The organism is Mycobacterium kyogaense, from assembly GCF_036946525.1.
In the GTDB taxonomy this organism is placed as follows: Bacteria; Actinomycetota; Actinomycetes; order Mycobacteriales; family Mycobacteriaceae; genus Mycobacterium; species Mycobacterium kyogaense_A.
This window is the reverse complement of the sequence record NZ_JAQIIY010000007.1, coordinates 124386-144993: the sequence shown is the minus strand read 5'-3', so window position 1 is coordinate 144993 and position 20608 is coordinate 124386. Positions and strand designations below refer to the sequence as shown.

Below are 20608 nucleotides of genomic sequence, written 5' to 3'. Positions count from 1 at the left end.
CAACCGCCGTTGAGGTCAAGGGCGAATATCGCCGGGCAGTCAGCCTGGCGGCAGCAACGGCCTCGGCGGCAGCGGCGACGAGTAGACGACGTTGGTGGTGACGCTTCCGAGCGTGCCGATCCTGCCGCTGATCTGTTCGAGGTGCTTCATGGTGGTGGCGACGACCTTCATGATGAAGCAGTCGTCTCCGGTGACGTGGTGGGCTTCGACGACCTCGGGTAGGTCCGCGAGGAGCCGGTGCAGCGGCTCGTAGTTGCTGCTGGGATAGCGCAGCCGTAGATAGGCCAGGATCGTGAATCCGAGTCGCTCCGGATCGACCTGGGCCCCGTATCCGCTGATGACACCGGCTTCCTCGAGGCGGCGCACGCGTTCGGCTGCCGCGCTGTGGCTCATGGTGATGTGCCGGGCCAGCTCCGCGATGCTCTGTCTTCCGTTGGCCTGCAACGCTTTCAATATGGCAGTGTCGACCTTGTCGGGTTGGAAAGGGATATTCCCGGCCATTCAATGAGACTGCCACAAAAATGGTGGCGACGCCGCCGGGATGCAGCGAGTTTGCCCTGTCCGGAGCTCGCCTCCGGCAATATCCTTTGGTCCATGAATCCACCGGACGCCTCGACGGACCTCCGCATCGCTCATTTCAGCGGCAAGCTGACCTTCGAAACGGATTCCTCAGATGTGTATGCCGACCAGATGCGCGGTGCCGGTTTCGTGCTGGTCGATTCCCGCGGTGAGAGCGCATGGGCGCAGGGTCGGGCCGGGGGAGCGGTCCATATGCCGACCGGCCAGATCGCCACTCGCGCAACGGGGGAGATCCCGAGGGACGTGCCGGTTGTGACGTACTGCTGGGGACCGGGCTGCAATGGCGCGACGCGTGCTGCGCTGGAGTTCGCGAGGCTGGGATATCAGGTCAAAGAGATGATCGGCGGATTCGAGTATTGGGTCCGAGAGGGCTATCCCGTCGAGAACGACCACGGGCCTGTTGTTCGCGCCACAGACCCGCTGACCGCGCCCGTCGATGCGACCACCTGCGAATGCTGAAGACACCCCGCTCGCGAGCTGGATATTGTGCCGAGGGCGAAAGGTGATGCAGGCCGGGCCGAGCGGTTTCTAGTGTGAGTTCATGAGCGCCGCAGAGGATGTCACCTACGTCGTCGACGGGATGACGATGGTCGGTTACCTGGCGCGGCCTGAGGGCGCTGGGCCGTGGCCCGCTGTGCTGATCGGTCACGACGGTGTCGGTCTCGACTCCTATCAACGCCGCCGCGCCGACCTGCTCTCCGAGCTGGGTTACGTGGCCTTCGCCATGGACTACCACGGTGGGCGTACCTACTTCGGGCAACCGGAGGCCATGCTGTCCCGCGTCATGCCGCTGTTGGACGATACGGCGCGCATGCTCGCCATCGGACAGAAGGCGCTCGACGTGCTGTTGGTGGAACCAGGTGTCGACCACCGACGGCTCGCTGCCCTCGGATACGGCGCAGGCGGCCGGATCGTCCTCGAACTCGCCCGTATCGGAACACCTTTCGCCGCGCTGGCTGCCGTTCACCCCGGCTTACCGCGAGATACCCGCCCCGAGGACTGGACCGGCGTCGGGGGAGCAGTGTTGTTGGGCACCGGCTCCGAGGATCCGCTGTGCACACCCGCGCAGCTCCTCGCCTTCGGTGCCGCGTTGCGGAGCGCCGGAGTGGATTGGCGCGTCACCATCTTTGGCGGTGCCCAGCACGCCTTCTGGGCCGTCGAGGCGTCACCCGACACGAGCACAGAGACGATGCCGACGGTTCCCGGTGTCGGTTACCACGCCGTCCAGTCTCGACGAGCGTGGCAGGCAGTGCTCGAGCTGCTGCGTGACGAGATGCCGTCGTAACCCCGTCAGTCCGGAACGCGTGCGTATGCGCGCACGGGAAAAGTCCCGAAGCCCTCGACACGCGGTGGAACCGCGGTGAACCGCGCCCCGTGGTCGGGCAGTGCGGCGAGGTTGGTCAGGTGCTCCACCACGTGGATCCCATGGCGTAGGAGAGTGGTGTGGATGGGTCGGCGACCCGCGGACGCTGCGCTGGAGTCGTCAATGTTCACCGAGTCGATCCCGACGAGCGCGACGCCGCAATCGACCAGTCGCTCGGCGGCCTGCTCACTGAGGAACGGGGCGTCGACGCCGTAGGCGGGCGTGCCGAAGTGTCGGTCCCATCCGGTGTCGATCAAGACCGCGCTGCCGCGCGCGATGGTGTCGGGCAGCTCGATGGCTTCGACAGAGCGAGCCGTCACGTCGCGGTGACGCACGACCACAGTCGGGAGATCGACCAACGTGGCCAGATCCAGACCCGCGAGGTCAGCACCGTCAGCGAAGCGGTGGAACGGCGAATCGATGTAGGTGCCCGTGTTGCCGATCATCGTGATCGTGTCCATCGCGAACTCGGTGCCCGCCGCGTAGACCTCTCGCGAGGCTTCGCGAGTGAGGTGCGGCTGGATCGACGGCGCGGGCAACCCCGGATACGTCACCAATCCCGCCCGAATCGTGTGCGACAAATCGACGAGCACTACGCCTCCTTCTGCCGGCCAGGTGATGGCCTCTGCAGGCTGAACAGTAAACGACGACAACGGATGCGGCTTCTCACCCCAAGGGCGGGCGTGGTGTGTGGGACGCCGCGGCACACTGTGCCACGCTGCTCGCATGGTGGAGGTCGTGATCGCCGAGCCCGGGCAGCTCGGCCCGTCAGAACTGGATGCCGCGGAAGCGCTGGTGCGTTCGGCGTTCGGCTCGGGGTTCCGCTCTCACGACTGGCTGCATGCCGTGGACGGAGTGCACATCGTCGTCACGGACGCTGATCAGATCCTGGTCGGGTTTGCCGCCGTCGTGCCAAGGACGCTGTGCCACAACGGGATTACCCTCAGCACGGGCTACGTGGAGGCGGTCGCGGTGCGCGGCGACCGTCAGGGACGCGGATTGGGCCGCATCGCGATGGACAATGCCGAACACATCATCACATCGCGCCATCAACTCGGCGCCCTCAACGCGGTCGCCTCAGCGGCACCCTTCTACGAGGCACGTGGCTGGCGACTGTGGAGCGGTCCCACTCAGGCCGCCGGTCCGGCAGGGATCGTCGACACCCATGACGACGCGGACAAGATCTACCTTTACGGAAAAGACCTCGACAGCGGTGTGCCACTCATCTGTGACTGGCGACCGGGCCATCTCTGGTAGATGAGTGGCAGGCTGGGCAGGGTGGACAGTGATCCGGCCGAGGCGCGACATCTCGCCGACCTGAGGTTGCTTCGACGCGTGCGCGACCGGATGGACCGCGAGTACGCCCAGCCCCTCGATGTCGAGACCCTCGCGCGAGGCGTGAACATGTCGGCTGGTCATCTCAGCCGCCGCTTCAAGGCCGCCTTCGGGGAGTCGCCATATGCGTATCTGATGACGCGGCGCATCGAGCGGGCGATGGCGCTGCTGCGCCGCGGCGACCTCAGCGTGACCGAGGTCTGCTTCGCCGTCGGATGCTCGTCGCTCGGGACGTTCAGCTCGCGATTCACCGAGCTGGTCGGAATGCCGCCCAGCACGTACCGCGATCGCACGGCGGGTGCGACCGACGGGTTGCCTTCCTGCATGGAGAAACGGGTCAGCAGACCGATCAGGAATCGAGAAGCACCCGCCGCCGCACTCGATTTAGCGTGAAACCCATGGACCTGACCATTCACACCACGTTCCTGCCCCACGAGGACCCGGAGGCATCCCTGGCCTTCTACCGCGACGTCCTGGGCTTCGAGGTTCGTCTCGACGTCGGCGGAGGAGCGATGCGCTGGATCACGGTTGGCCCGCCGAACCAGCCCGAGACGTCCATCGTTCTTCATCCGCCAGCGGCTGATCCCGGCGTCACCGACGACGAACGCCGCCTCATCGCCGAGATGATGGCCAAGGGCACTTACTCGATCATCGTGTTGGCCACCAAGGACCTGGACAAGACGTTCGAGCGTCTTCAGGCCAGCGATGCCGACATCGTTCAGGAACCGATCGAGCAACCCTACGGTGTGCGCGACTGCGCACTGCGCGACCCGGCGGGCACGATGATCCGCATCCAGGAGGTCCGGTGAGCACGGAGGAGTCCCCGTCCCGCAAGATCGACGCGAGAATCGCGGAGCTCGGCGATTGGCGCGGTGAGGTTCTCGCGCTCGTCCGCGCGTTGATCAAGAAGGCCGATCCGGAGGTCACCGAAGAGTGGAAGTGGCGCGGCGTCCCGACGTGGTACCACGACGGAATGATATGCACCGGTGAGACATACAAGGACAAGGTCAAACTCACATTCGCCAAGGGTGCATCGCTGGACGACCCGGCGGGTCTCTTCAACTCCAGCCTCGGCGGCAACACCCGGCGGGCGATCGACATCGTCGAGGACGATGTTCTCGACGAGGACGCTTTCATGGGGCTGATCCGTGCGGCGGTGATTCTCAACGCGCAGTGACAGTGCGGGCCCAAGATCTGGTCAGATAGGTCCATGGAGATCACCTGGCGGGTGCAGCACACGCGGCGTTTGCGATCAGCGGTCGTCGGCTGGGACGGCACCGAGGTGGGAGCGCCGTGCTTCCCTCCGGACTGGGATACGCAACCCGATGACGTGCACCTCCTGAGGATCGCCACTGGCTACGGCACCTGCCCACCAGGCAGCTACCCCTACCGGCGTCCACCCGAAGACGTCGAATTCTCGCCGTATGTACAGGGATTGGCCGAGGAGAACCGTTTCGAGTTCACAGACGAGCACCGCACGTTGTTGACGGCGATGAGCTGGGAGCTGACGGATCCCTACGACGTCGAGGACATCCCTGGTGCCGATCCCAAACGACCGTACGGGGACTTCACCTTCTATCAGTTGGAGATGGCGTTGCATCTCGGCCTGATCCCCGCGCAGAAGCCCGCCGACTACGACCCGATGACCCCGGAGATCATCGACGCGATGACGCAACTGCACGCACAGATGCAGCCGGCGTTGCAGGTGTACCTGGAGAACTTCGACATGGCCACCGGCCGGGTGTTCGTCGGGGAGGAGTGGGGCGGTTGGACGGAGGTTGCCGCATGACCGGGGGCCGTCACCAAGACGCGCTCCTATGGGATCAGCACGCTTGCCTCCCTTTGCAGCTGGGCACAAGCATCGAACCGCTGACCCGATTCCAGCGCCCCGGCGGCTCCTTCGTGTCGGTCAACGTGGGCTACTCGCCGCAATCCTTCTCCGACTCCGTCGCGCTGCTGACGCATTTTCGGTCAGCGGTCGAGGCCCATCCTGATCTCGAATTGGCCACCGGCGTAAGCGATGTCGACCGCATCACCTCGGCGGGCCGGATCGCGGTAGTGTTCGACCTCGAGGACTCCGGCCCGCTCGACGACGACCTCGACAACGTGGCGCGTCTGGTCGGGCTCGGTGTGCGCACCCTGCTCCCGACCTACAACCACGCGAACCGCGCCGGAAGTGGATGCCTCGACGCGCGCGACGAGGGCCTGACCGCCTGGGGTGAGCAGATCGTTGCCGAGATGAACGCGGCGGGCATGGTCGCCGACGGATCGCATTGCAGTCGTAAGACCGGTCTCGACCTGTGCCGTGTCTCGACGATGCCTGTGGTGTACAGCCATTCGTGTATGGCGGCGGTGTGGGACCACCCTCGCAACATCACCGATGACCAGGCCCGCGCCTGCGCGGAGACAGGCGGCGTCGTCGGCATCACCGGGGTCGGGATCTTCCTCGGGCCCAACACCCCGACGTTGGAGGCCATGCAGCGTCACCTGGATCACGCCGTCGACGTCGTCGGTATCGACCACGTCGGGATCAGCAGCGACTTCTCCTTCGATCACGCCGACTTCAACGACGAGATGGCTCGCAACCCCGACTGTTTCGACGACAGCTACACCCGGTGGGGACCGATCCAGTGGATGCCTCCCGAAACATTCATCACGCTGGGAGAACACCTGCGCGGGCAGGGCTGGGACGATCGCGACATCCGCGCCGTCCTCGGCGGCAATTTCCACCGCGTCGCCGCACAGGCGTGGCCGGGTCCGGATCTCGCTCAGGGCTGAGTGGGGTAGGACGCGACCAACTCGCGGTGTCGGTCGGCGAGCCGATCGATGAAGCCTTCGAGCAGCAGCGCATCCTCATCGATGCGCAGCGCCGCTTCGCGAGGACGTGCGGCCTCCCGCAGGATTCGATCCAGCGGATCGAATGCCTCCCGCAGGTCTTCCCAGGGGAGGCACCGCGCCAGGTTGCGGAGCCGGTCCAGCTGCTCGGCCATAGCGACGCGAAAGCCGCCGTACCCCTCGACCCGTTCGAGGAACCGATTCGCCTCCTCCGGTCTTTCATGCTCCGGGACGTCGGGGGCCACCCGTGTGAGCGCGTAGCGGTACGCGCTCACACGGGCCAACACCTCGATCAGTACGTCACGGAACTCCCGCAGCGACACGAGCTCAGCGTCGCGTCGGCGTTGCGCGGCCTCCAGACCTGCCGCATATCTCGTGGCGCTGCGGGCTACCAGCGCACCGGTGAGGACGACGACAGCGCCGATCACCGCGGTGATGAGGGGAGTCACCGTCATCGCCGGGCTCAGCTCGCGGCAGTTGCGGCGAATCGCGCCGGGAGCTTGTCGGCCAGCGCCTGGAACCACGCGGCCTCGGCCTCCGGGAACGGCTCGGGCATCATGATGCCGGCTTCCATCGCCCAGCCGTTCGGGGTGTCGGAGACGACGATCAGCACGTGGTCTTCGGGACTTCCGGTGACGTCGACCGCCAGCCGATGCAGCTTCTCCATGATCGCCCGCCGGACCACTTCGCTTCGACCGTAACGAATTCCACCGCTGATGATGATCGACGGCTCCACCTTGCCCGCCGTGTACATCAGGCCCAGCGGCAGGGGGGTGAACATGACGCGGATGAAGGGCTCCGGCGCGTCGGTCTCCTCGTGGTGAATTGTGGTGATGCCGGTGGCGATCCGGTCGCGCTGGTCCTCGGTCAGATCGATGCCGGAGGTGACGCACTGGTAGACGGGCATGGTGACTCACTTTCGGTTGGGGTCCGCACCGGGTGCCGGTGGGACTGTCGGTCACATTTCCCGGGCCTGCTCCAACATCGCTCCAACGGCGCTTCACTCCCGCGTCAGGAGCTAAGTTCGAGCTATGCGAGTGCGTGATCTCGGCGCGCTGACGGTGACCGTGGATGGGGTCGAGCGCCCGGTGGCCGGTTCCCGCGCCGCGACGATCCTGGCGATGCTCGTCATCCACGTGAACCGCCGGGTGTCGGTGGAGGCACTGCTGGACGCGACGTGGGGCGAGGGGGCGACAGGTGCGTCGGTGTCGACGCTCGAGTCCCACGTGTGGCGGCTGCGCCAACTCCTCGAACCACACCGCGCGCAGCGCCAACCACCCACCGTGCTCCTGAACGAGAACAACGGATACCGGCTCGTGGCCGACGGTCACGCCGTCGACTCCGTGGCGTTCGCTCATCTCAGCCGCGACGTCGACGACCTGCTGTCGGCGGGCCGGGCCGACGCGGCGATTGCGCGTGCCGACGACGCGCTGCGCCTCTGGCGCGGGCGGCCGTACGGAACTCTCGGCGACGAATCCTGGGCGCAGCCCGCCGTGGCTCGTCTGAACGAATTATTCAGGCACACATGCGAATCCCGCATCGATGCACTCATCGCCGTCGGTCGGATCGAGCAGGCACTCGCCGATCTCGAACCGCTGATCGCCGATGCGCCGTTTCGCGAGCGCCTCCGGGGCCAGCAGATGCTCGCCTTCTATCGCGCCGGGCGGTCCGACGAAGCGCTCTCTGCGTTCCGACGGGCCCGTTCGGCGCTCATCGACGAGATCGGCAGTGAGCCCGGAACCGAGCTGCGGACGCTGCACGCCCAGATCCTGACCCAAGACGTCGCACTGGACGGCGCCGCCCGGCCGGCGCCGATCTCGACGACGCCCCGTGACGTCCACCTCCCGCCGAGCCTGACGCCGCTGTTGGGTCGAGCTGGCGCTGTCGTGGCGCTGACCGAGCTGATCCAATCCCGGCCGCTGGTGACGCTCACCGGTGCTGCCGGGATCGGAAAGACCCGCCTCGCCGTCGAGGTCGGCCGCACCTGCGCGAATCAATTTCCCGACGGGGTGTGGTTCGTCGAGCTGTCCACACTCGACGACCCGGATTTCGTTGTCGATACCGTGATCTCGACGATCGGTGTGGCGCCGTCGCCCGCGTCGACTCCTTCGGAGGATCTGGCGGACTACTGCCGTGGCCGACGGATGCTGCTGATCCTCGACAATTGCGAACACGTCGTCGAGGCGGTGTCGCGCCTGGTGTCGGCGATCCTGGGCCATGGCCACCCGCAGTGCGTCGTGCTGGCGACCAGCCGCACCCCACTTGATCTCGACGCCGAGGTGACCTGGACCGTCGCGCCGCTTGCGTTACCCGTCACGGGCGAGAGCGCCGCGGACGCGCCCGCGGTGCAGCTGCTGCTGGATCGCCTTGCGCGCGTCGACCCGAGTCTCGTGATCGACGACGACGTGCGCGCAGCGGCCGTCGAGATCTGTGTGGCCGTCGACGGCCTGCCGCTGGCGATCGAGCTCGCCGCCGGTCGCGTGCGCAGTCACAGCCTGGGGGACGTCCTCGCGCAGACGCGCACTGATCTCGGTGCCCTCGGGAGGCCGGGGCACCGGGACACGCTCAGGGCGACGATCGATTCCAGCCACCTCCTGCTGGACCCGATCAGCCAACTCGCGCATCGGCGCCTGGCGGTACTCCCCGGGCGTTTTTCGTTGTCGGCAGCCGCCGCTGTCGTCGGAGATCTGCAGCCAGACGACGTCGATGACGTCCTTGCACGGCTCGTCCACCGTTCCATGCTCGCGTCAGCTACCGCACGCAAGGCGTCAGGCCGCAGTGGCTTTCGGCAACTCGCCACCGTTCGGGCGCACGCGGCACACCTGTTGCTGACAGACGACGATCCGGTGGCGGCGGCGGATCGGCGCAACCGATGGACGGCCGACCTCATCGCATCCCGTCCGCGTCTCGGGATGGCCGGCGAGCATCAGTGGTTCACGACCCTCGACGACGACGATGCGACGATCCGAGCGACGCTGTCCGATGTCCTGATCGACCGGCCGGACCCGAACGCAGCCCGGCTGTGCGCGCCACTCGGCTTCTATTGGTACTTCCGTACCAGAGTCATCGAGGCCACTCGCTGGCTCCGACTGGCGCGCGCTGCCGCAGCCGACACGGATCCGTCGGGATGGGTGTGTGTCACGCTCGTCCTGGCATCGGCCATGGCCGTCCACGGTCAGATCGACGCCGCACGACCACTGGTGCGGGAAGCAGTCGACAAGATTCCTATGCTGCCTGAGGCGGCTGTCGTCGATGTCGGTGAGGCGCTGGTCGTCCTGGGCAGCGGACTGTGGGTTCACCCCGACCCCGAGATCATCGTTGCTGTCGATGCGGCGCTGCGGCAAGTCGCCGTCCGCTCGGACGACGTCCAATTGAGTTTGCTTGCAGACGTTTTGGGTTGCACCGCGACAGCCGTGCGTGGTGCGCTCGATGAGGCCGCCGACCGGGCAGAGCAACTGTACGAGGTGGCGCTCGCCGCGGACAACACGTTGGCAGCGTGGATGTCCGCCGCTACCCCGATGACTGCCGCGGTGATCCAGGGTGATCCGGAGAGGGGAATCCCGTGGGTGCGCCGGGTGATGCACGCCCATCTCGCCGCCGGGGGCACCACCGCAGGCATGTTCATCGAGAATCGGGCCAACTACGAGACGCAGCGCGGAGACCATCGACAGGCCGCGAGCCTGTACGCCGCCGCGTACACCCACACCCGACGGGCTGCCATGGTCTGGCCGCGACGTCCCGTCACCGACGAACTGCTCGCTCGCACGCGAGCAGCCCTGTCGCACAGCGAGTTCGAGGCTGCCTGGCGGGACGGCGAGACGTGGGACCTGGCGCAGATCGCCGCGCTCGACTGATGCCCCCAGCGCTCAGATCACGCTGCCGTGATGGCGACACTGGTTGCCGCCGTCGTGCTTGGCGTCGTACATGGCCTTGTCGGCCGCGGTGACCAGTTGGTCCACCATGTGATCGAACGAGTCCTCGCGCACCAGGCTGACGTCCAGCAACGCGGTTCCGATGCTGCCGGTGATCTCACAGGGCAGTTGGGCTATCGCCGCGCACACCTGCTCGTAGCGCAGCGCCGCGTCCTCGGAGGCCACCAGGTCGGCGAACAGGAATTCCTCCCCGCCGCTTCGTGCGATCACGGTGGTGGGGCTGGCTGTGGCGCGCAGTGCGTCCGCAACGGCGACCAGAGCGCGATCACCGGCTGCGTGGCCGCGGGTGTCGTTCACCGCCTTGAACCGGTCCAGGTCCAGCAGCGCGGCCAACAGGTAGCCCTGCCGGTCGCCGTGTTGGAAGAGGTTGGCCCGCAGCATGGTCCGGAACGCCCGACGATTCAGCAGTCCGGTCAGCGGGTCGAGGTCGGCGATCGCGAGATCACCACGCAATGTTCGGACCAGCGTGTAGAACACGAGGCCCACGCCGACGCTGCACTGCAGGATGAGGAACAGATCGACCAGGGCCATCGCAGGGCGCCCTTGCGATGCGACGGCCACGGTCTGGCTGACCGCAACCCCGGTGACGACCACCAGGACCCCCAGCACCACCCGCGGTGAGTGGAAGAACGCGGCATAGCTGACGATCGTGGTGTAGGCGATGCAGCCGAGCAGCGCCGCCAGGGGATCCGGATAGGCCAGACAGGCCAGCGTGATCGATAGCGTGGTGGCAGCCACGTATGACAGGGACCAGTAGCGCGATGGCCAGCGCCACAGGAAGAGGACGGTCCCGAAGACACCGCCGGCCACCGCCAGCCACATCATCGTCCGACCAATCGTGCTGTTCGGGTGTCCGGTTCCGAACAGCAACGCCAGTACGCCGCCGGACATCGCCGCCGTGGTGGCCGCGAGCCAGTACTGCGCGCTGGTCTTCAGACCGCGCGTGTCGAGGAAATCGGTGATCCAGTCGAAGTGCTCGACGGATCGCAGGAGCCGCTCCACGACCCCTCGACTACGGCCGGTCCGAGGGTGCGCTGCCCCCGGCCGGCGGCCATGGGGGAGGCGGGGCTTGCTGCGGCCACTGCCCGGGTGGTGGCTGCTGGGGCGGCCAGTAGCCCGGTGGTGGCGGTTGCTGCGGCCAATAGCCCTGCGGGGGAGGCGGCTGCTGAGGCCACTGACCGGGCGGTGGTTGTTGGTAGTAACCACCGGGGTAGGGCTGTTGCGGGCGTTTGGGCGCTCGCGATTTGCGAATCGCCCACACCACGAGCCAGATCAGGCCGCCCAGGATCGCCAGTCGCATCACCATGGCTCCCACCCACCGCCCCGGATGCTCCGGTGCGGCGAGCTCGAGTACCAGGTAACTGGTCGACACAGCCGTTTCCCCCTTGTTCGTCTCGCGCGAGAGCGCGCAGGCGTGCCGCCCAGCATATGGCTGAAGTCCGACGTGGTGGACAGCAATTGGTCTTCTGTAAAAATCCGTTGCCGGTCCGACCGGCACAGATTTGACTGACGGGCGTGAGCGATGTGCTGAGTGACTTGACGCGTAAGCCCGATCGGCGAGGTGATCGGCCGGTGCTCGATGCCGTGTTCGACGAGTGCGTGGTTGCCACGGTGTCGACGGTCATCGATGGTCAGCCGTGGGTCATCCCGGTACTTGTGGTCCGCGATGGCGACCGGCTGCTGATCCACGGCTCGACCGGGGCGGGCGCGCTGCGGCATGCCGCGGCCGGTGCGCCGATGGCGATCAGCGCGTTCCTCCTCGACGGCATCGTCGTCGCGGAGCGGCAGTTCGACCACTCCGCGAACTATCGCTCGGCCGTGGTGCGCGGCACGTGCCGCGTGGTCGAGAAGGTCGACCGCGCGGCGACCCTGGACCGGTTCACCGACGCCCTCCTTCCCGGCCGGCCCGCCGAGTGTCCGCCGCACACTGCAAGCGAAGTGGCCGCCACCGTGGTGCTCGAACTGCCCATCACCGAGGACAACTGGGTGGCCAAACAGCGCAGTGGGCCGCCCGCCGCACCCGAGGCCGAGGTGTGGACGGGAGTGATCCCGGTCAGGCAGACCTACTCCGCGCCGGAATCGGATTCAGGTCTTGACGTTCCCGCATCAGTAGCCGCCGTCGTCGCCCGGCACGGTTTACCCTGACGCCATGACGGTCCGCGAGGTCCTCGGCGGGGTGGTGCACGACCTGCCGGACGATCTGAGAGCCGCGCTGGAGAACAACCCCGCCGCGCTGACCGCGTGGAACGACATCACAGTGCTGGCGCGCAACGAGTTCATCTGCTGGGTCACCGACGCCAACCAGGCGACGACACGCGAACGGCGCATCCGGCGAACGCAGGAAGAGCTCGAAGAAGGCAAACGCCGGCCGTGCTGCTGGCCCGGGTGCAAGCACCGTGAGCGCACCGGCAAGCCCTAGCTGTCGCGACGGCTCTCCCGACGATTGGCCTTCTTGATCTCCTCGACCAGTTCTTCCTTGGTCATCCTGGAACGGCCGGTGATGTTGAGCCGCTTCGCCAGATCCACGAGGTGCTTCTTCGTGGCGTTGGCGTTGACACCTTCGGCGGTCTCCCCGGACGCGTTCGGTCCGCCACTTTCCGCGCGCTCATCGGACGGGCCGCGGTGTTCCTTTTCTTCCCAGTGGTCGCCCACCTTCTCGAAACTGTGCTTCAGCGCGCTGTAGGCGGTCCGATAGGCACGCTCGCCCTCGCCGTACTCCTCGGCAGCCGCGTCATGTGTCTTGGCGAACGTGCGTTGCGCCTTGTCGTCCGACTTCTGCAGCGTGCTGGGCAGCTCGCTTTGCTTGGGCTCACCCGACTTGGTGACCTTCGGCATCGTGTCGACCTTCCCTCGCAGCGGTGTGCTGCCGGTGCGGATACCCGACGAGGGGCGATCGACACGCACCGTGGGCGATCAGCGCGTCGGCTGGCTCGCGGGGTGATCGGCGATCTTGCCTGCCGCGAAGTCGGCCGCCTGGTCGACGAGTCCGTCGGAGATGTAGCGGGCGTGCGCGCTGATGTCGTTGCCGGCCGAACAGACGAAGTCGTCTGGCACGCAGAGTTCCACGGTCTTCGGTTGATACAGCGATCCGATCGTGATCGCGGGCTGGTTGATGACGCCCATGAACCGTTGTGACGGCGTGCCGAGAAGTGCGACCGCGGCGACGTGGTCGGCGACTGCGGGCGGCATGACCTGCGGAACGTTGGGGTCGGTGACGCCGTCGGGGATCACGTCGGAGGTGACGAACCCCATGACTGCCGCGCCTTGTGAGTAGCCGCCGAGCACCATCGAGGTCTTGGGGCACGCGTTGGCGGTGTTCTGGATCTGGGTGCTCGCGTCGACGACGCCCTGGAGGGCGGTGGGGAAGTCGGGGCTGGCCGGGTAGTTGACGGGGTAGACGGCGACCGACTTCGGCGCGACGCGCGTCTTCAGATCTTCGACGAAGGCATCGCCGACGGCCCCGAGGCCCGGCGGCTCCGTGGTGCCGCGGGCGAACAGAACCTGCACGTCGGGACATCCGGGGGGCGGAGCGGGCGGCGCCGGTGGGGCGTCGGGCTGCGCGCCGGCAGAGGCGGCGGGACCCAGGATCAGACAGGCGGCGATCGTGACGGCGACGCGGACGGCGTGAACGGAGATCACCTAACGATCGTGGCACGGATGGCAGGTCTTCGCCCACCGCCACGGCCCCGGTATGAAGGAATCATGGGGATGACCGAGCTACCCGACCTGATCGCAGGCGCCCGCGCGGTGCGCGACACGGCGACGGCGGCGGTGGGTTTCGCGAGTGAGGTCTTCCGGTCCGACGGTGAGTACTTCGCGGCGACGTTGACGATCGATGAGAATGTGGCGGTCCCGGCCGCCGAGGTCCTCCACCCGGGAGCCGTCTACGACGCCGTCGTGCAGGCGGGGCCCGATGATCGCGGGCAGGCGGCGCGAAAGTTGTGCATCACTCTGCCGGACGTCTACGGGCGAGGCCGCAGCCAAGACTTCTTGCTCGCGTCGTCCGCGGACGGCGCTCCGTTGCACCACGCAGTCTTGCCCAGCGACCCGGTGGCGCGGCTGTACTCGTCGCTGTGGCTGTATTTGGCCGGGCTACAACCAGTTCTATTCGGTGCGCGGCCGCGCACCACCGGGCGGGATCTGCGATTCGCGCCGGGCAGCGAGCTCAGCTTCATGATCAGTGCGCCCGTCGGACAGTTCCGCCGAATCGGAACCCTGACGCTGACGGGGCCGCACCACGGAACCGTCCGATTCGCGGGCAGACACAGCGGCGGGGGACTTCGGCCGCTACCGCCCGTTGCCTTCTACTGAGCTGACCTCAGGCGCCGCGGCCGGTCTGCTCCTGCAACTGATCGATCAGCTCCGACGCCTGCGCTTTGGTGGCGTCTTCGGGAATTTCAGTGTCTGCTTCCTGGGCCAACGTGTGCAGATAGCTCCGTTGCGCGCCTGTCATCGGCTCGTCGCCGGTCACCCACTGCGACGGGTCCTTCTCGGCATTCTCTTGCGGCGCTTGGTAATCGGTCATGAGTGGCGGATGCCCATCGCACAGACGTTCGAAACGTGAAAACTTCAGGCGGCCCCGCGAGCTGTTGCTCAACTCGCGGGGCCTTGGGACTACGGCCGCCCCGTAGCTACCCCCGTGGGGGCGTACCTCCGCAGCTCATGTTCAAACGACCCGGCCGTTGTCGTGGTAGTCGACCTGGAAGTATGCGAGTCGTGGGCAAGAACGAACGCGCGAAGATCGTGATGACCGACGACGAGATCACCGAATTCGTCGACCGACACCGCACAGCCACGTTGGCGACCGTGCTGCCGAACGGCCGGCCGCACCTGGTGGCGATGTGGTACGCCGTGATCGACGGTGAGATCTGGTTCGAGACCAAAGCCAAGTCGCAGAAGGCAGTCAACATCCGCCGTGACCCGACCGTCACGGTGATGATCGAGGACGGGCTGACCTACGACACCCTGCGGGGCGTGTCGATCGACGGCACCGCGGAAATTCACGACGACCCGGAGACGAATCTGCGGGTCGGAATCAGTGTGTGGGAGCGCTATACGGGGCCCTACACCGAGGAGATGCGCCCGTTCGTCGATCAGATGATGAACAACCGCATCAGTGTGCGCGTGGTGCCGTCACGGACGCGCAGCTGGGACCACCGCAAGCTGGGCATGGGTGCAATGCCGGTCTCCGGAAGCACCGCGCAGTACCTCTGAGGATCAGCGCCGCGACAGCACGCGCTTCACGTCGGTGGTGATCGGGTCGACGATGTCGTTGAATTCCGGGTGCTTCTCGATGAAGCCCGCGACCATGGAACAGACCGGCACGATGCGCAGTCCCGCTTCGCGGGTGGACTGCAGCGCCTGCCCGACGAGGATGGTCGCCAGGCCACGCCCGGAGAACTCCTCGTCGACGACGGTGTGTGGGAAGATGCGCTGCCCATCGTGGTCGATGAATTCGGTGAAGCCGGCTGTGCGCCCGTCGACGGAAATGGTAAAGCGGTCCTGCTCGGCGCGCACCTCGGTGGGTGCGCCTGTCTTGTCGGCAGTCACGAAGCCTCTCCTGTCATGTCGGCGAAGTCGGGGTTCTTCTCGATGAACTCCGCGACCATCCAGCATTGCGGCACGACGCGTAGCCCCGCCGCGCGCGTGGCCGTCAACGCTTCCCGGACGAGGATGGTTGCCAGCCCGCGACCCTGGTATCGGGGGTCCACCTCGGTGTGCGGGAAGACCCGGGCGCCGTCACGGTCGTAGAAGTCGGCCAAGCCCACCTGCCGCCCGTCGACGGAGATCGTGAAGCGGTCCTGCTCGGCCACCACCTCGGTGGGTGCGCCGGTTCTGTCCTCGGTCATTGCCTTTCTATACCCCAGGGCCTCTCTACATCCCAGGTTGGGGCCGCGGCTTCAAGGTGGCGTGCGGCAATGGCGGTGCCGGCAGCCGCGAGCCGGCACCCTCATAGCCCGTCACCGCCCCGAATCGGGCGTCGTGACTCTGCCATTGCTCGCGGTAGGCGACGATCTCGTCATGGCTGCGGCCGACGAAGTTCCACCACATCACGAGTTCCTCCCCGAACGGAACGCCGCCGAGCAGCACCACGCGGGCCGGGCCGTCGCCGCGGTTGATCAGCTGCAGGGTGTCGTGCCCGGTGCCCTGGAAACCGAGGTCCGCGACGGCGAGGTCGGCACCGCATGCGTCGACCCGACCCTGGTCGACGAGGACGCCGTGCTCGAAGTCCGCATCGACGTCGAGCGTCGCCCGTACCCCGGGATCGAGATCGAGTTGGGCCCCGACCAACGGGGTGAACGTGTGCACCGGCGACTGATCGCCGTCGAGTTCACCGAGGAAGACCCGCGCGGTGATCCCTCCCTGGGTGCGGGGCCGCGGAACATGGTGGGCAAAATCGCGTCCGGTGTCCCGGTCGGAGTCGGGTAACGCCACCCACAGCTGCACCCCGTGCAGAATCGGGCTGCTGGGCATCGACACCTCGGAGTGACAGATGCCTGCCCCTGCCGTCATCAGGTTCAGCTCACCCGGGCGCACCATCGCGTGCACGCCGTTGCTGTCCCTGTGTTCGATGAGTCCGCTGAACAGCCAGCTCACGGTCTGCAGCCCGGTGTGTGGGTGTGGCGGGACGTCCATGCCGGGCCCACCGCGCAGATCGTGCGGGCCGTAATGGTCGGCGAAGCACCACGCTCCGATCAGCGACCGTTCCCGCTGTGGGAGCGTCCGGCGTACTTCGATGGCGCGCGGCCCGCCCAGCGGGACTCGACGCGGATGCAGCACGCCTTCGAAGCCGGCGCCGAATGCCGAAGGGCCGCAGTCCAGTTCGGCGGGCGCTGCATCGGTGTTGCTCACCTGTTCACCGTAGCCTCCTCCCGCTCGGGTTGGACCATCGCCGAACGGATGACCTCGAGGTCATGGTCGTCGATCCGGAACACCCCGAACCGGAACTTGTACCCCCACCGGGATTTGTCCTCGATGAAGTCGAGATCCTCGATCAGGGGCCGGATGGGGACTTCGCTGCATTCGAGGAAGTCGACGTTGCGCCGCCAGGGCGTGAAGCCCTCTGCCATCTCCACCTGATACGGCTCGTCGTCGGCGATCTGACCGATGGCTGTGAACGCCTGCAGCGGCGGACCGTCGGGATAGACCGTCCTGGGGGAGTAGAAGATCAGCCAGTCTCCCCGGGCCATCTTGCGCAGCATGTGTGGCTTGCCGTGATTGGCCTGCGTGAAGCGCCCGCGCACTCCGCGCTCGACATGGTCGCGGCTGACCGTGTTGATCCAGTTCGTCATGCCGCCAACCTAGGGGCACCCACCGACGGGTGACGCCGTTTGTGCACAGGCCCTGTGGATAACTCGCTAGAGTCGGACGCCATGGGCGAGCATGTGCTGACGGCCGACGACCTGCGCACGGTCACCTTCGACAAACCGCCCTGCAGACTGCGCGGCTACAACGAGAACCAGGTGGGTGCGCGGCTCGACGAGATCGCTTCGGCCATCGACCATCTCGATGGCTGACCCTGACGAGCTGCGTCCCGACCTGGCCGAGCTGTTACGTCGGCGCGCGCTGACCGAGGACGCTGCACGCCCTGACGCCGTCGAACGTCGGCACGCCCGCGGGGGCCGCACCGCACGAGAGAATCTCGCCGATCTCGTCGATCCGGCATCCTTCGTCGAGTACGGGCGGTTCGCCGTCGCGCCCCAGAGGATGCGGCGCGATCTCGACGATCTGATCGCCCGCACCCCGGCCGACGGACTGATTGGCGGGACCGCGCGCGTGGCGGGCAGCCCGTGCGCCGTGCTTTCCTACGACTACACCGTGCTCGCGGGAACCCAAGGGGCACTGGGTCACCGGAAGAAGGACCGGCTGTTCGAACTCATCGAGCGGCTGCGACTGCCGACCGTCCTCTTTGCCGAGGGTGGCGGCGGCAGGCCGGGGGACACCGACTACCCGGTCGTCTCGGCCCTCGACACCCGCGCGTTCGCGCTGTGGGCCCGACTGTCGGGCGTCGTCCCACGGATCGCCGTGGTGAAGGGCCGCTGCTTCGCGGGCAACGCGGTGCTCGCCGGAGCCTCCGACCTGATCGTGGCGACGCGCGACGTGTCGTTGGGGATGGGCGGGCCGGCGATGATCGCCGGGGGTGGCCTCGGCGACGTGGCACCCGATGACGTCGGTCCGATGAGCGTGCAGGAACCCAACGGCAACGTCGACGTCGTCGTCGACGACGAAGCGGCGGCGGTCGCGGTGACCAAGCAGCTGCTCACCTACTTCCTGCCTCGCCGCACCGAGTGGACCGTCTCCGACCAGACCGGGCTGCGCACCGCCGTTCCCGAGCGGGACCGTCGCGCCTACGACGTCGGCCCGATCATCGAGACACTCGCCGACACGGCGTCGGTGACGATTCTCCGACCCAGGTTCGCTCGCGAGATGGTGACCGCACTGGCCCGCATCGAGGGTCGCGCGGTGGGCATCCTGGCCAATGACACGCGGTTCATGGCGGGTGCGATCACCGCCGCGGCCTCCGACAAGGCCGCTCGATTCCTGCAGTTGTGCAACGGATTCGGGCTCCCGGTCATCTCGCTCATCGACTGCCCGGGATACATGGTCGGGCCCGCGGCTGAGGCGGAGTCGCTGGTGCGCCGAGCCTCACGGATGCTCGTCGCCGGCGCAGCCCTGCAGGTGCCGATGATCGCGGTGGTGTTGCGCAGGGGGTACGGCCTCGGCGCTCAGGCGATGGCGGGCGGGAGCCTGCACGAGCCGGTGCTGACCGTCGCATGGCCCGGAGCGCATCTCGGTCCGATGGGTCTCGAAGGCGCGGTGCGGCTGGGGTTGCGCAAAGAACTCGAGGCGATCGCCGACGAGACAGAGCGAGAGGAGCGTGTCCGGGCGGCGACCGCCGCGGCTCAGGACAACGCGAAAGCGCTCAACGCGGCAATGTTGTTCGAGATCGACGACGTGATCGATCCGGCCGAGACACGATCGGTGATCGCCTCGACGCTCACCGCGGCCGACACCCCGCACCGCATTAGCGGGCGTTACGTCGACACGTGGTGAGCGGCGGGCTTTCGGTGGGCGGTACCGTCATGGCGCCTCTCGGCGAGTGGTCGCTCGAAGCGACGAAAGTGGTTGGAGCCCGGGGCATGTCCGGCACCGCCGAAGTGGTCAACGGGCAGGGTGGCGACGATATTCCCCCGGCAGATGGTCAGGCGATATCGGCGTAGTAGACCCGTCGTTCGCCGACAGGGTGGCCGTTCAACTCGGCGAGCGACTTGAGCTGGCGCAGCGCAAAGGTGCGGCCGCGGCCCGCCTCGGGCACGTAGATCCCTGCCCACAGACCCTCGGCTCTCGGGGATTCGCACGCCTCTTTCGCGCACAGCCAACGCCGTGGGCAGGACCGGCAGATTGCCTTCGCTTCGTCGTCAGCAGTGGTGGTCCAGCGGTCGGGGTCCCGGGTGCATTCGCCGATCGGGGTGTCGTCCCATGGGGTTGCATTCATCGGGTAGCTCCTTGTGCCTGGGCGGCGCCTCCGCCGCGATGGAAGGAAAGCTAACGGACAAACCGTAGCATCGCAACAGTTTGAGTCGCACAACTGTCGCGCGAGTTCGGCTCGTCATCCACGAATGGGTGTAAACAGCCACGTCAACGGCTAAATGGCCGGGTTTTCCACGTCACAAAAATTGCATCGCAATGATGCGGTTTCCGCGCCGCCGACGGTGTAGTTTTACGGGGAAACCGTTGCAGTGCGAGCTCGAGCCGTAGCGCCGAGTCCACGCGACACCGCCCACTGACATCGAGGATTGCCGGTACATGACCAACGTGGAGTCGGTCGGCGCGTATGCCGACGCTGCCGACCCCGGGATGGTCAGGGCCGGCGCCGCGGCGGCTGCGCGCCGGCGTGAGCTGGACATCAGTCAGCGTCGGCTGGCGGCCGAGGGCATCATCAACGCCGGCGCGCTCATCGCGTTCGAGAAGGGCCGCAGCTGGCCGCGTGAACGGACCCGCGCCAAGCTCGAAGAGGTGCTCCAGTGGCCGCCGGGCACGATCGAGCGGTTGCGCACCGGTGCCCCGGAACGTCGTCGGGAACCCGTCACTGCCCCCAGCGGGGACGAGACCTCGCTGATCGCTCAGGCGGTTCTCACCGCGGTGGGGACGTTGTCGGGCACCGTGTCATCCCTACCCCCCGACGACGACGCTGCGTTTCCCACCCGGATCTCGGCGATGCTCGCCGACCTGCGCCAGCTCGAGGCCGTCGCGGCCAGGGCGGCGCGCATCGGCCGGGTCACCCCGCCGCTGATCAAAGCGCTGGGCACGGTGCGCAGCCTCTACGACGAGCTGATGGTGCGTGCAGCCCGCGCCCCCGGCGCCGGGCTGGGTCCGCGCCTGTACACAGCCCGCCGCGGGGCCAACCTCACGGTCGCGGAAACGGCACAGGCTGCCGGTGTCCCCGAGCACGTTGTGTCCCAGGCAGAGGCCGGCGAACCGCTGGCGCCCACCGAGGCCGAGGCTCTGGAATCGCTGATCGCACAGATCGTCTGACGGCAGCCGGAACCGGGCTGCCGCCGCA

Annotated in this window: 30 protein-coding genes; 16 read left to right on the top strand and 14 right to left on the bottom strand. The window is 67.2% G+C overall.

Translation table 11 applies throughout. The features are described 5' to 3' along the window. Positions 1 to 39: 39 nt before the first annotated feature. Positions 40 to 501: an Lrp/AsnC family transcriptional regulator gene (locus PGN37_RS04995; RefSeq protein WP_335329925.1), complete on the bottom strand. Its 462-nt coding sequence runs from the start codon at positions 499 to 501 to the stop codon at positions 40 to 42. Between the two features lie 93 nt (positions 502 to 594). Between PGN37_RS04995 and PGN37_RS04990 the strand changes: the two genes are divergently transcribed. Together PGN37_RS04990 and PGN37_RS04985 are read left to right on the top strand one after the other, a co-directional pair. Beyond that, on the top strand, positions 595 to 1038 hold the full coding sequence (locus PGN37_RS04990; RefSeq protein WP_335329924.1) for a rhodanese-like domain-containing protein: 444 nt from the start codon (positions 595 to 597) through the stop codon (positions 1036 to 1038). A gap of 82 nt (positions 1039 to 1120) precedes the next feature. Then, positions 1121 to 1864 (top strand): dienelactone hydrolase family protein, encoded by a 744-nt coding sequence (locus PGN37_RS04985; protein ID WP_335329923.1) that lies wholly within the window; start codon positions 1121 to 1123, stop codon positions 1862 to 1864. Positions 1865 to 1869: 5 nt separating this feature from the next. Here PGN37_RS04985 and PGN37_RS04980 read toward each other — a convergent pair whose 3' ends face one another. After that, positions 1870 to 2535 (bottom strand): cyclase family protein, encoded by a 666-nt coding sequence (locus PGN37_RS04980; RefSeq protein WP_335329922.1) that lies wholly within the window; start codon positions 2533 to 2535, stop codon positions 1870 to 1872. A 133-nt stretch (positions 2536 to 2668) separates the two neighbouring features. Here PGN37_RS04980 and PGN37_RS04975 point away from each other — a divergent pair, with 133 nt between their 5' ends. The 6 genes from PGN37_RS04975 (at position 2669) to PGN37_RS04950 (ending at position 6055) form a co-directional block, all read left to right on the top strand. Beyond that, on the top strand, positions 2669 to 3199 hold the full coding sequence (locus PGN37_RS04975; protein ID WP_335329921.1) for a GNAT family N-acetyltransferase: 531 nt from the start codon (positions 2669 to 2671) through the stop codon (positions 3197 to 3199). Between the two features lie 90 nt (positions 3200 to 3289). Continuing rightward, positions 3290 to 3670, top strand: a complete 381-nt coding sequence (locus PGN37_RS04970) for a helix-turn-helix transcriptional regulator (RefSeq protein ID WP_442932855.1) — start codon at positions 3290 to 3292, stop codon at positions 3668 to 3670. A 5-nt stretch (positions 3671 to 3675) separates the two neighbouring features. Further along, positions 3676 to 4086, top strand: coding sequence for a VOC family protein (locus PGN37_RS04965; protein ID WP_335329919.1), 411 nt, complete (start codon positions 3676 to 3678; stop codon positions 4084 to 4086). Continuing rightward, a complete protein-coding gene (locus PGN37_RS04960) occupies positions 4083 to 4454 on the top strand; it encodes a DUF1801 domain-containing protein (protein ID WP_335329918.1) in 372 nt (123 codons plus the stop codon). The genes PGN37_RS04965 and PGN37_RS04960 overlap by 4 nt, the downstream gene beginning before the upstream one ends. Positions 4455 to 4487: 33 nt before the next feature. Next, positions 4488 to 5066 (top strand): hypothetical protein, encoded by a 579-nt coding sequence (locus PGN37_RS04955; RefSeq protein WP_335329917.1) that lies wholly within the window; start codon positions 4488 to 4490, stop codon positions 5064 to 5066. Continuing rightward, complete coding sequence (locus PGN37_RS04950) at positions 5063 to 6055, top strand: dipeptidase (protein ID WP_335329916.1); 993 nt, start codon at positions 5063 to 5065, stop codon at positions 6053 to 6055. Before PGN37_RS04955 ends, PGN37_RS04950 begins: the two co-directional genes overlap by 4 nt. Here PGN37_RS04950 and PGN37_RS04945 read toward each other — a convergent pair. After that, the gene (locus PGN37_RS04945; RefSeq protein WP_335329915.1) at positions 6046 to 6567 is read right to left on the bottom strand and encodes a hypothetical protein; all 522 of its coding nucleotides are present in this window, start codon (positions 6565 to 6567) and stop codon (positions 6046 to 6048) included. The genes PGN37_RS04950 and PGN37_RS04945 overlap by 10 nt on opposite strands. 8 nt (positions 6568 to 6575) lie before the next feature. Next, a complete protein-coding gene (locus PGN37_RS04940) occupies positions 6576 to 7019 on the bottom strand; it encodes a tautomerase family protein (RefSeq protein WP_335329914.1) in 444 nt (147 codons plus the stop codon). Positions 7020 to 7143: 124 nt separating this feature from the next. On the opposite strand from PGN37_RS04940, the gene PGN37_RS04935 reads away from it, so the two are divergent. Further along, a complete protein-coding gene (locus PGN37_RS04935; protein ID WP_335329913.1) occupies positions 7144 to 9966 on the top strand; it encodes an AfsR/SARP family transcriptional regulator in 2823 nt (940 codons plus the stop codon). A gap of 12 nt (positions 9967 to 9978) precedes the next feature. On the opposite strand, the gene PGN37_RS04930 is transcribed toward PGN37_RS04935, so the two are convergent. Together PGN37_RS04930 and PGN37_RS04925 are read right to left on the bottom strand one after the other, a co-directional pair. Then, positions 9979 to 11046: a GGDEF domain-containing protein gene (locus tag PGN37_RS04930; protein ID WP_335329912.1), complete on the bottom strand. Its 1068-nt coding sequence runs from the start codon at positions 11044 to 11046 to the stop codon at positions 9979 to 9981. A 10-nt stretch (positions 11047 to 11056) separates the two neighbouring features. Beyond that, positions 11057 to 11416, bottom strand: coding sequence for a hypothetical protein (locus tag PGN37_RS04925; RefSeq protein WP_335329911.1), 360 nt, complete (start codon positions 11414 to 11416; stop codon positions 11057 to 11059). 143 nt (positions 11417 to 11559) lie between these two features. On the opposite strand from PGN37_RS04925, the gene PGN37_RS04920 reads away from it, so the two are divergent. Together PGN37_RS04920 and PGN37_RS04915 are read left to right on the top strand one after the other, a co-directional pair. Beyond that, complete coding sequence (locus PGN37_RS04920; RefSeq protein WP_335329910.1) at positions 11560 to 12189, top strand: pyridoxamine 5'-phosphate oxidase family protein; 630 nt, start codon at positions 11560 to 11562, stop codon at positions 12187 to 12189. Positions 12190 to 12193: 4 nt separating this feature from the next. Further along, positions 12194 to 12463: a YdeI/OmpD-associated family protein gene (locus PGN37_RS04915; RefSeq protein ID WP_335329909.1), complete on the top strand. Its 270-nt coding sequence runs from the start codon at positions 12194 to 12196 to the stop codon at positions 12461 to 12463. Here PGN37_RS04915 and PGN37_RS04910 read toward each other — a convergent pair. Beyond that, positions 12460 to 12879 carry a ChaB family protein gene (locus tag PGN37_RS04910; RefSeq protein ID WP_335329908.1) on the bottom strand — a complete coding sequence of 140 codons (420 nt, stop codon included), beginning with the start codon at positions 12877 to 12879 and terminating at the stop codon, positions 12460 to 12462. The genes PGN37_RS04915 and PGN37_RS04910 overlap by 4 nt on opposite strands. 78 nt (positions 12880 to 12957) lie before the next feature. Continuing rightward, positions 12958 to 13683: a cutinase family protein gene (locus PGN37_RS04905; RefSeq protein WP_335329907.1), complete on the bottom strand. Its 726-nt coding sequence runs from the start codon at positions 13681 to 13683 to the stop codon at positions 12958 to 12960. Positions 13684 to 13752: 69 nt separating this feature from the next. Between PGN37_RS04905 and PGN37_RS04900 the strand changes: the two genes are divergently transcribed. Beyond that, the gene (locus PGN37_RS04900; protein WP_335329906.1) at positions 13753 to 14355 is read left to right on the top strand and encodes a hypothetical protein; all 603 of its coding nucleotides are present in this window, start codon (positions 13753 to 13755) and stop codon (positions 14353 to 14355) included. Positions 14356 to 14362: 7 nt separating this feature from the next. Here the strand turns inward: PGN37_RS04900 and PGN37_RS04895 are convergent, their stop codons facing one another. Then, positions 14363 to 14569: a DUF3072 domain-containing protein gene (locus tag PGN37_RS04895; RefSeq protein WP_335329905.1), complete on the bottom strand. Its 207-nt coding sequence runs from the start codon at positions 14567 to 14569 to the stop codon at positions 14363 to 14365. A gap of 191 nt (positions 14570 to 14760) precedes the next feature. Between PGN37_RS04895 and PGN37_RS04890 the strand changes: the two genes are divergently transcribed. Continuing rightward, entirely contained in the window at positions 14761 to 15258 is a 498-nt protein-coding gene (locus PGN37_RS04890) for a pyridoxamine 5'-phosphate oxidase family protein (RefSeq protein WP_335329904.1), read from the top strand. 3 nt (positions 15259 to 15261) lie between these two features. On the opposite strand, the gene PGN37_RS04885 is transcribed toward PGN37_RS04890, so the two are convergent. Genes PGN37_RS04885 through PGN37_RS04870 form a run of 4 tightly spaced genes read right to left on the bottom strand, consistent with a single transcriptional unit; the run spans position 15262 to position 17336 of the window. Then, positions 15262 to 15594, bottom strand: a complete 333-nt coding sequence (locus PGN37_RS04885; protein WP_335329903.1) for a GNAT family N-acetyltransferase — start codon at positions 15592 to 15594, stop codon at positions 15262 to 15264. Further along, positions 15591 to 15893, bottom strand: a complete 303-nt coding sequence (locus tag PGN37_RS04880) for a GNAT family N-acetyltransferase (RefSeq protein ID WP_335329902.1) — start codon at positions 15891 to 15893, stop codon at positions 15591 to 15593. The genes PGN37_RS04885 and PGN37_RS04880 overlap by 4 nt, the downstream gene beginning before the upstream one ends. A gap of 25 nt (positions 15894 to 15918) precedes the next feature. Beyond that, complete coding sequence (locus PGN37_RS04875; RefSeq protein ID WP_335329901.1) at positions 15919 to 16896, bottom strand: pirin family protein; 978 nt, start codon at positions 16894 to 16896, stop codon at positions 15919 to 15921. Continuing rightward, positions 16893 to 17336, bottom strand: a complete 444-nt coding sequence (locus PGN37_RS04870) for an EVE domain-containing protein (RefSeq protein ID WP_335329900.1) — start codon at positions 17334 to 17336, stop codon at positions 16893 to 16895. Before PGN37_RS04870 ends, PGN37_RS04875 begins: the two co-directional genes overlap by 4 nt. A gap of 81 nt (positions 17337 to 17417) precedes the next feature. On the opposite strand from PGN37_RS04870, the gene PGN37_RS04865 reads away from it, so the two are divergent. Beyond that, positions 17418 to 17561, top strand: coding sequence for a DivIVA domain-containing protein (locus PGN37_RS04865; protein WP_335329899.1), 144 nt, complete (start codon positions 17418 to 17420; stop codon positions 17559 to 17561). Beyond that, positions 17554 to 19098, top strand: coding sequence for an acyl-CoA carboxylase subunit beta (locus PGN37_RS04860; protein WP_335329898.1), 1545 nt, complete (start codon positions 17554 to 17556; stop codon positions 19096 to 19098). The genes PGN37_RS04865 and PGN37_RS04860 overlap by 8 nt, the downstream gene beginning before the upstream one ends. A 148-nt stretch (positions 19099 to 19246) precedes the next feature. Here PGN37_RS04860 and PGN37_RS04855 read toward each other — a convergent pair whose 3' ends face one another. Further along, positions 19247 to 19540: a WhiB family transcriptional regulator gene (locus tag PGN37_RS04855; RefSeq protein ID WP_335329897.1), complete on the bottom strand. Its 294-nt coding sequence runs from the start codon at positions 19538 to 19540 to the stop codon at positions 19247 to 19249. Positions 19541 to 19851: 311 nt separating this feature from the next. Between PGN37_RS04855 and PGN37_RS04850 the strand changes: the two genes are divergently transcribed. Then, complete coding sequence (locus PGN37_RS04850; protein ID WP_335329896.1) at positions 19852 to 20580, top strand: transcriptional regulator; 729 nt, start codon at positions 19852 to 19854, stop codon at positions 20578 to 20580. The last annotated feature ends 28 nt before the right edge of the window (positions 20581 to 20608 follow it).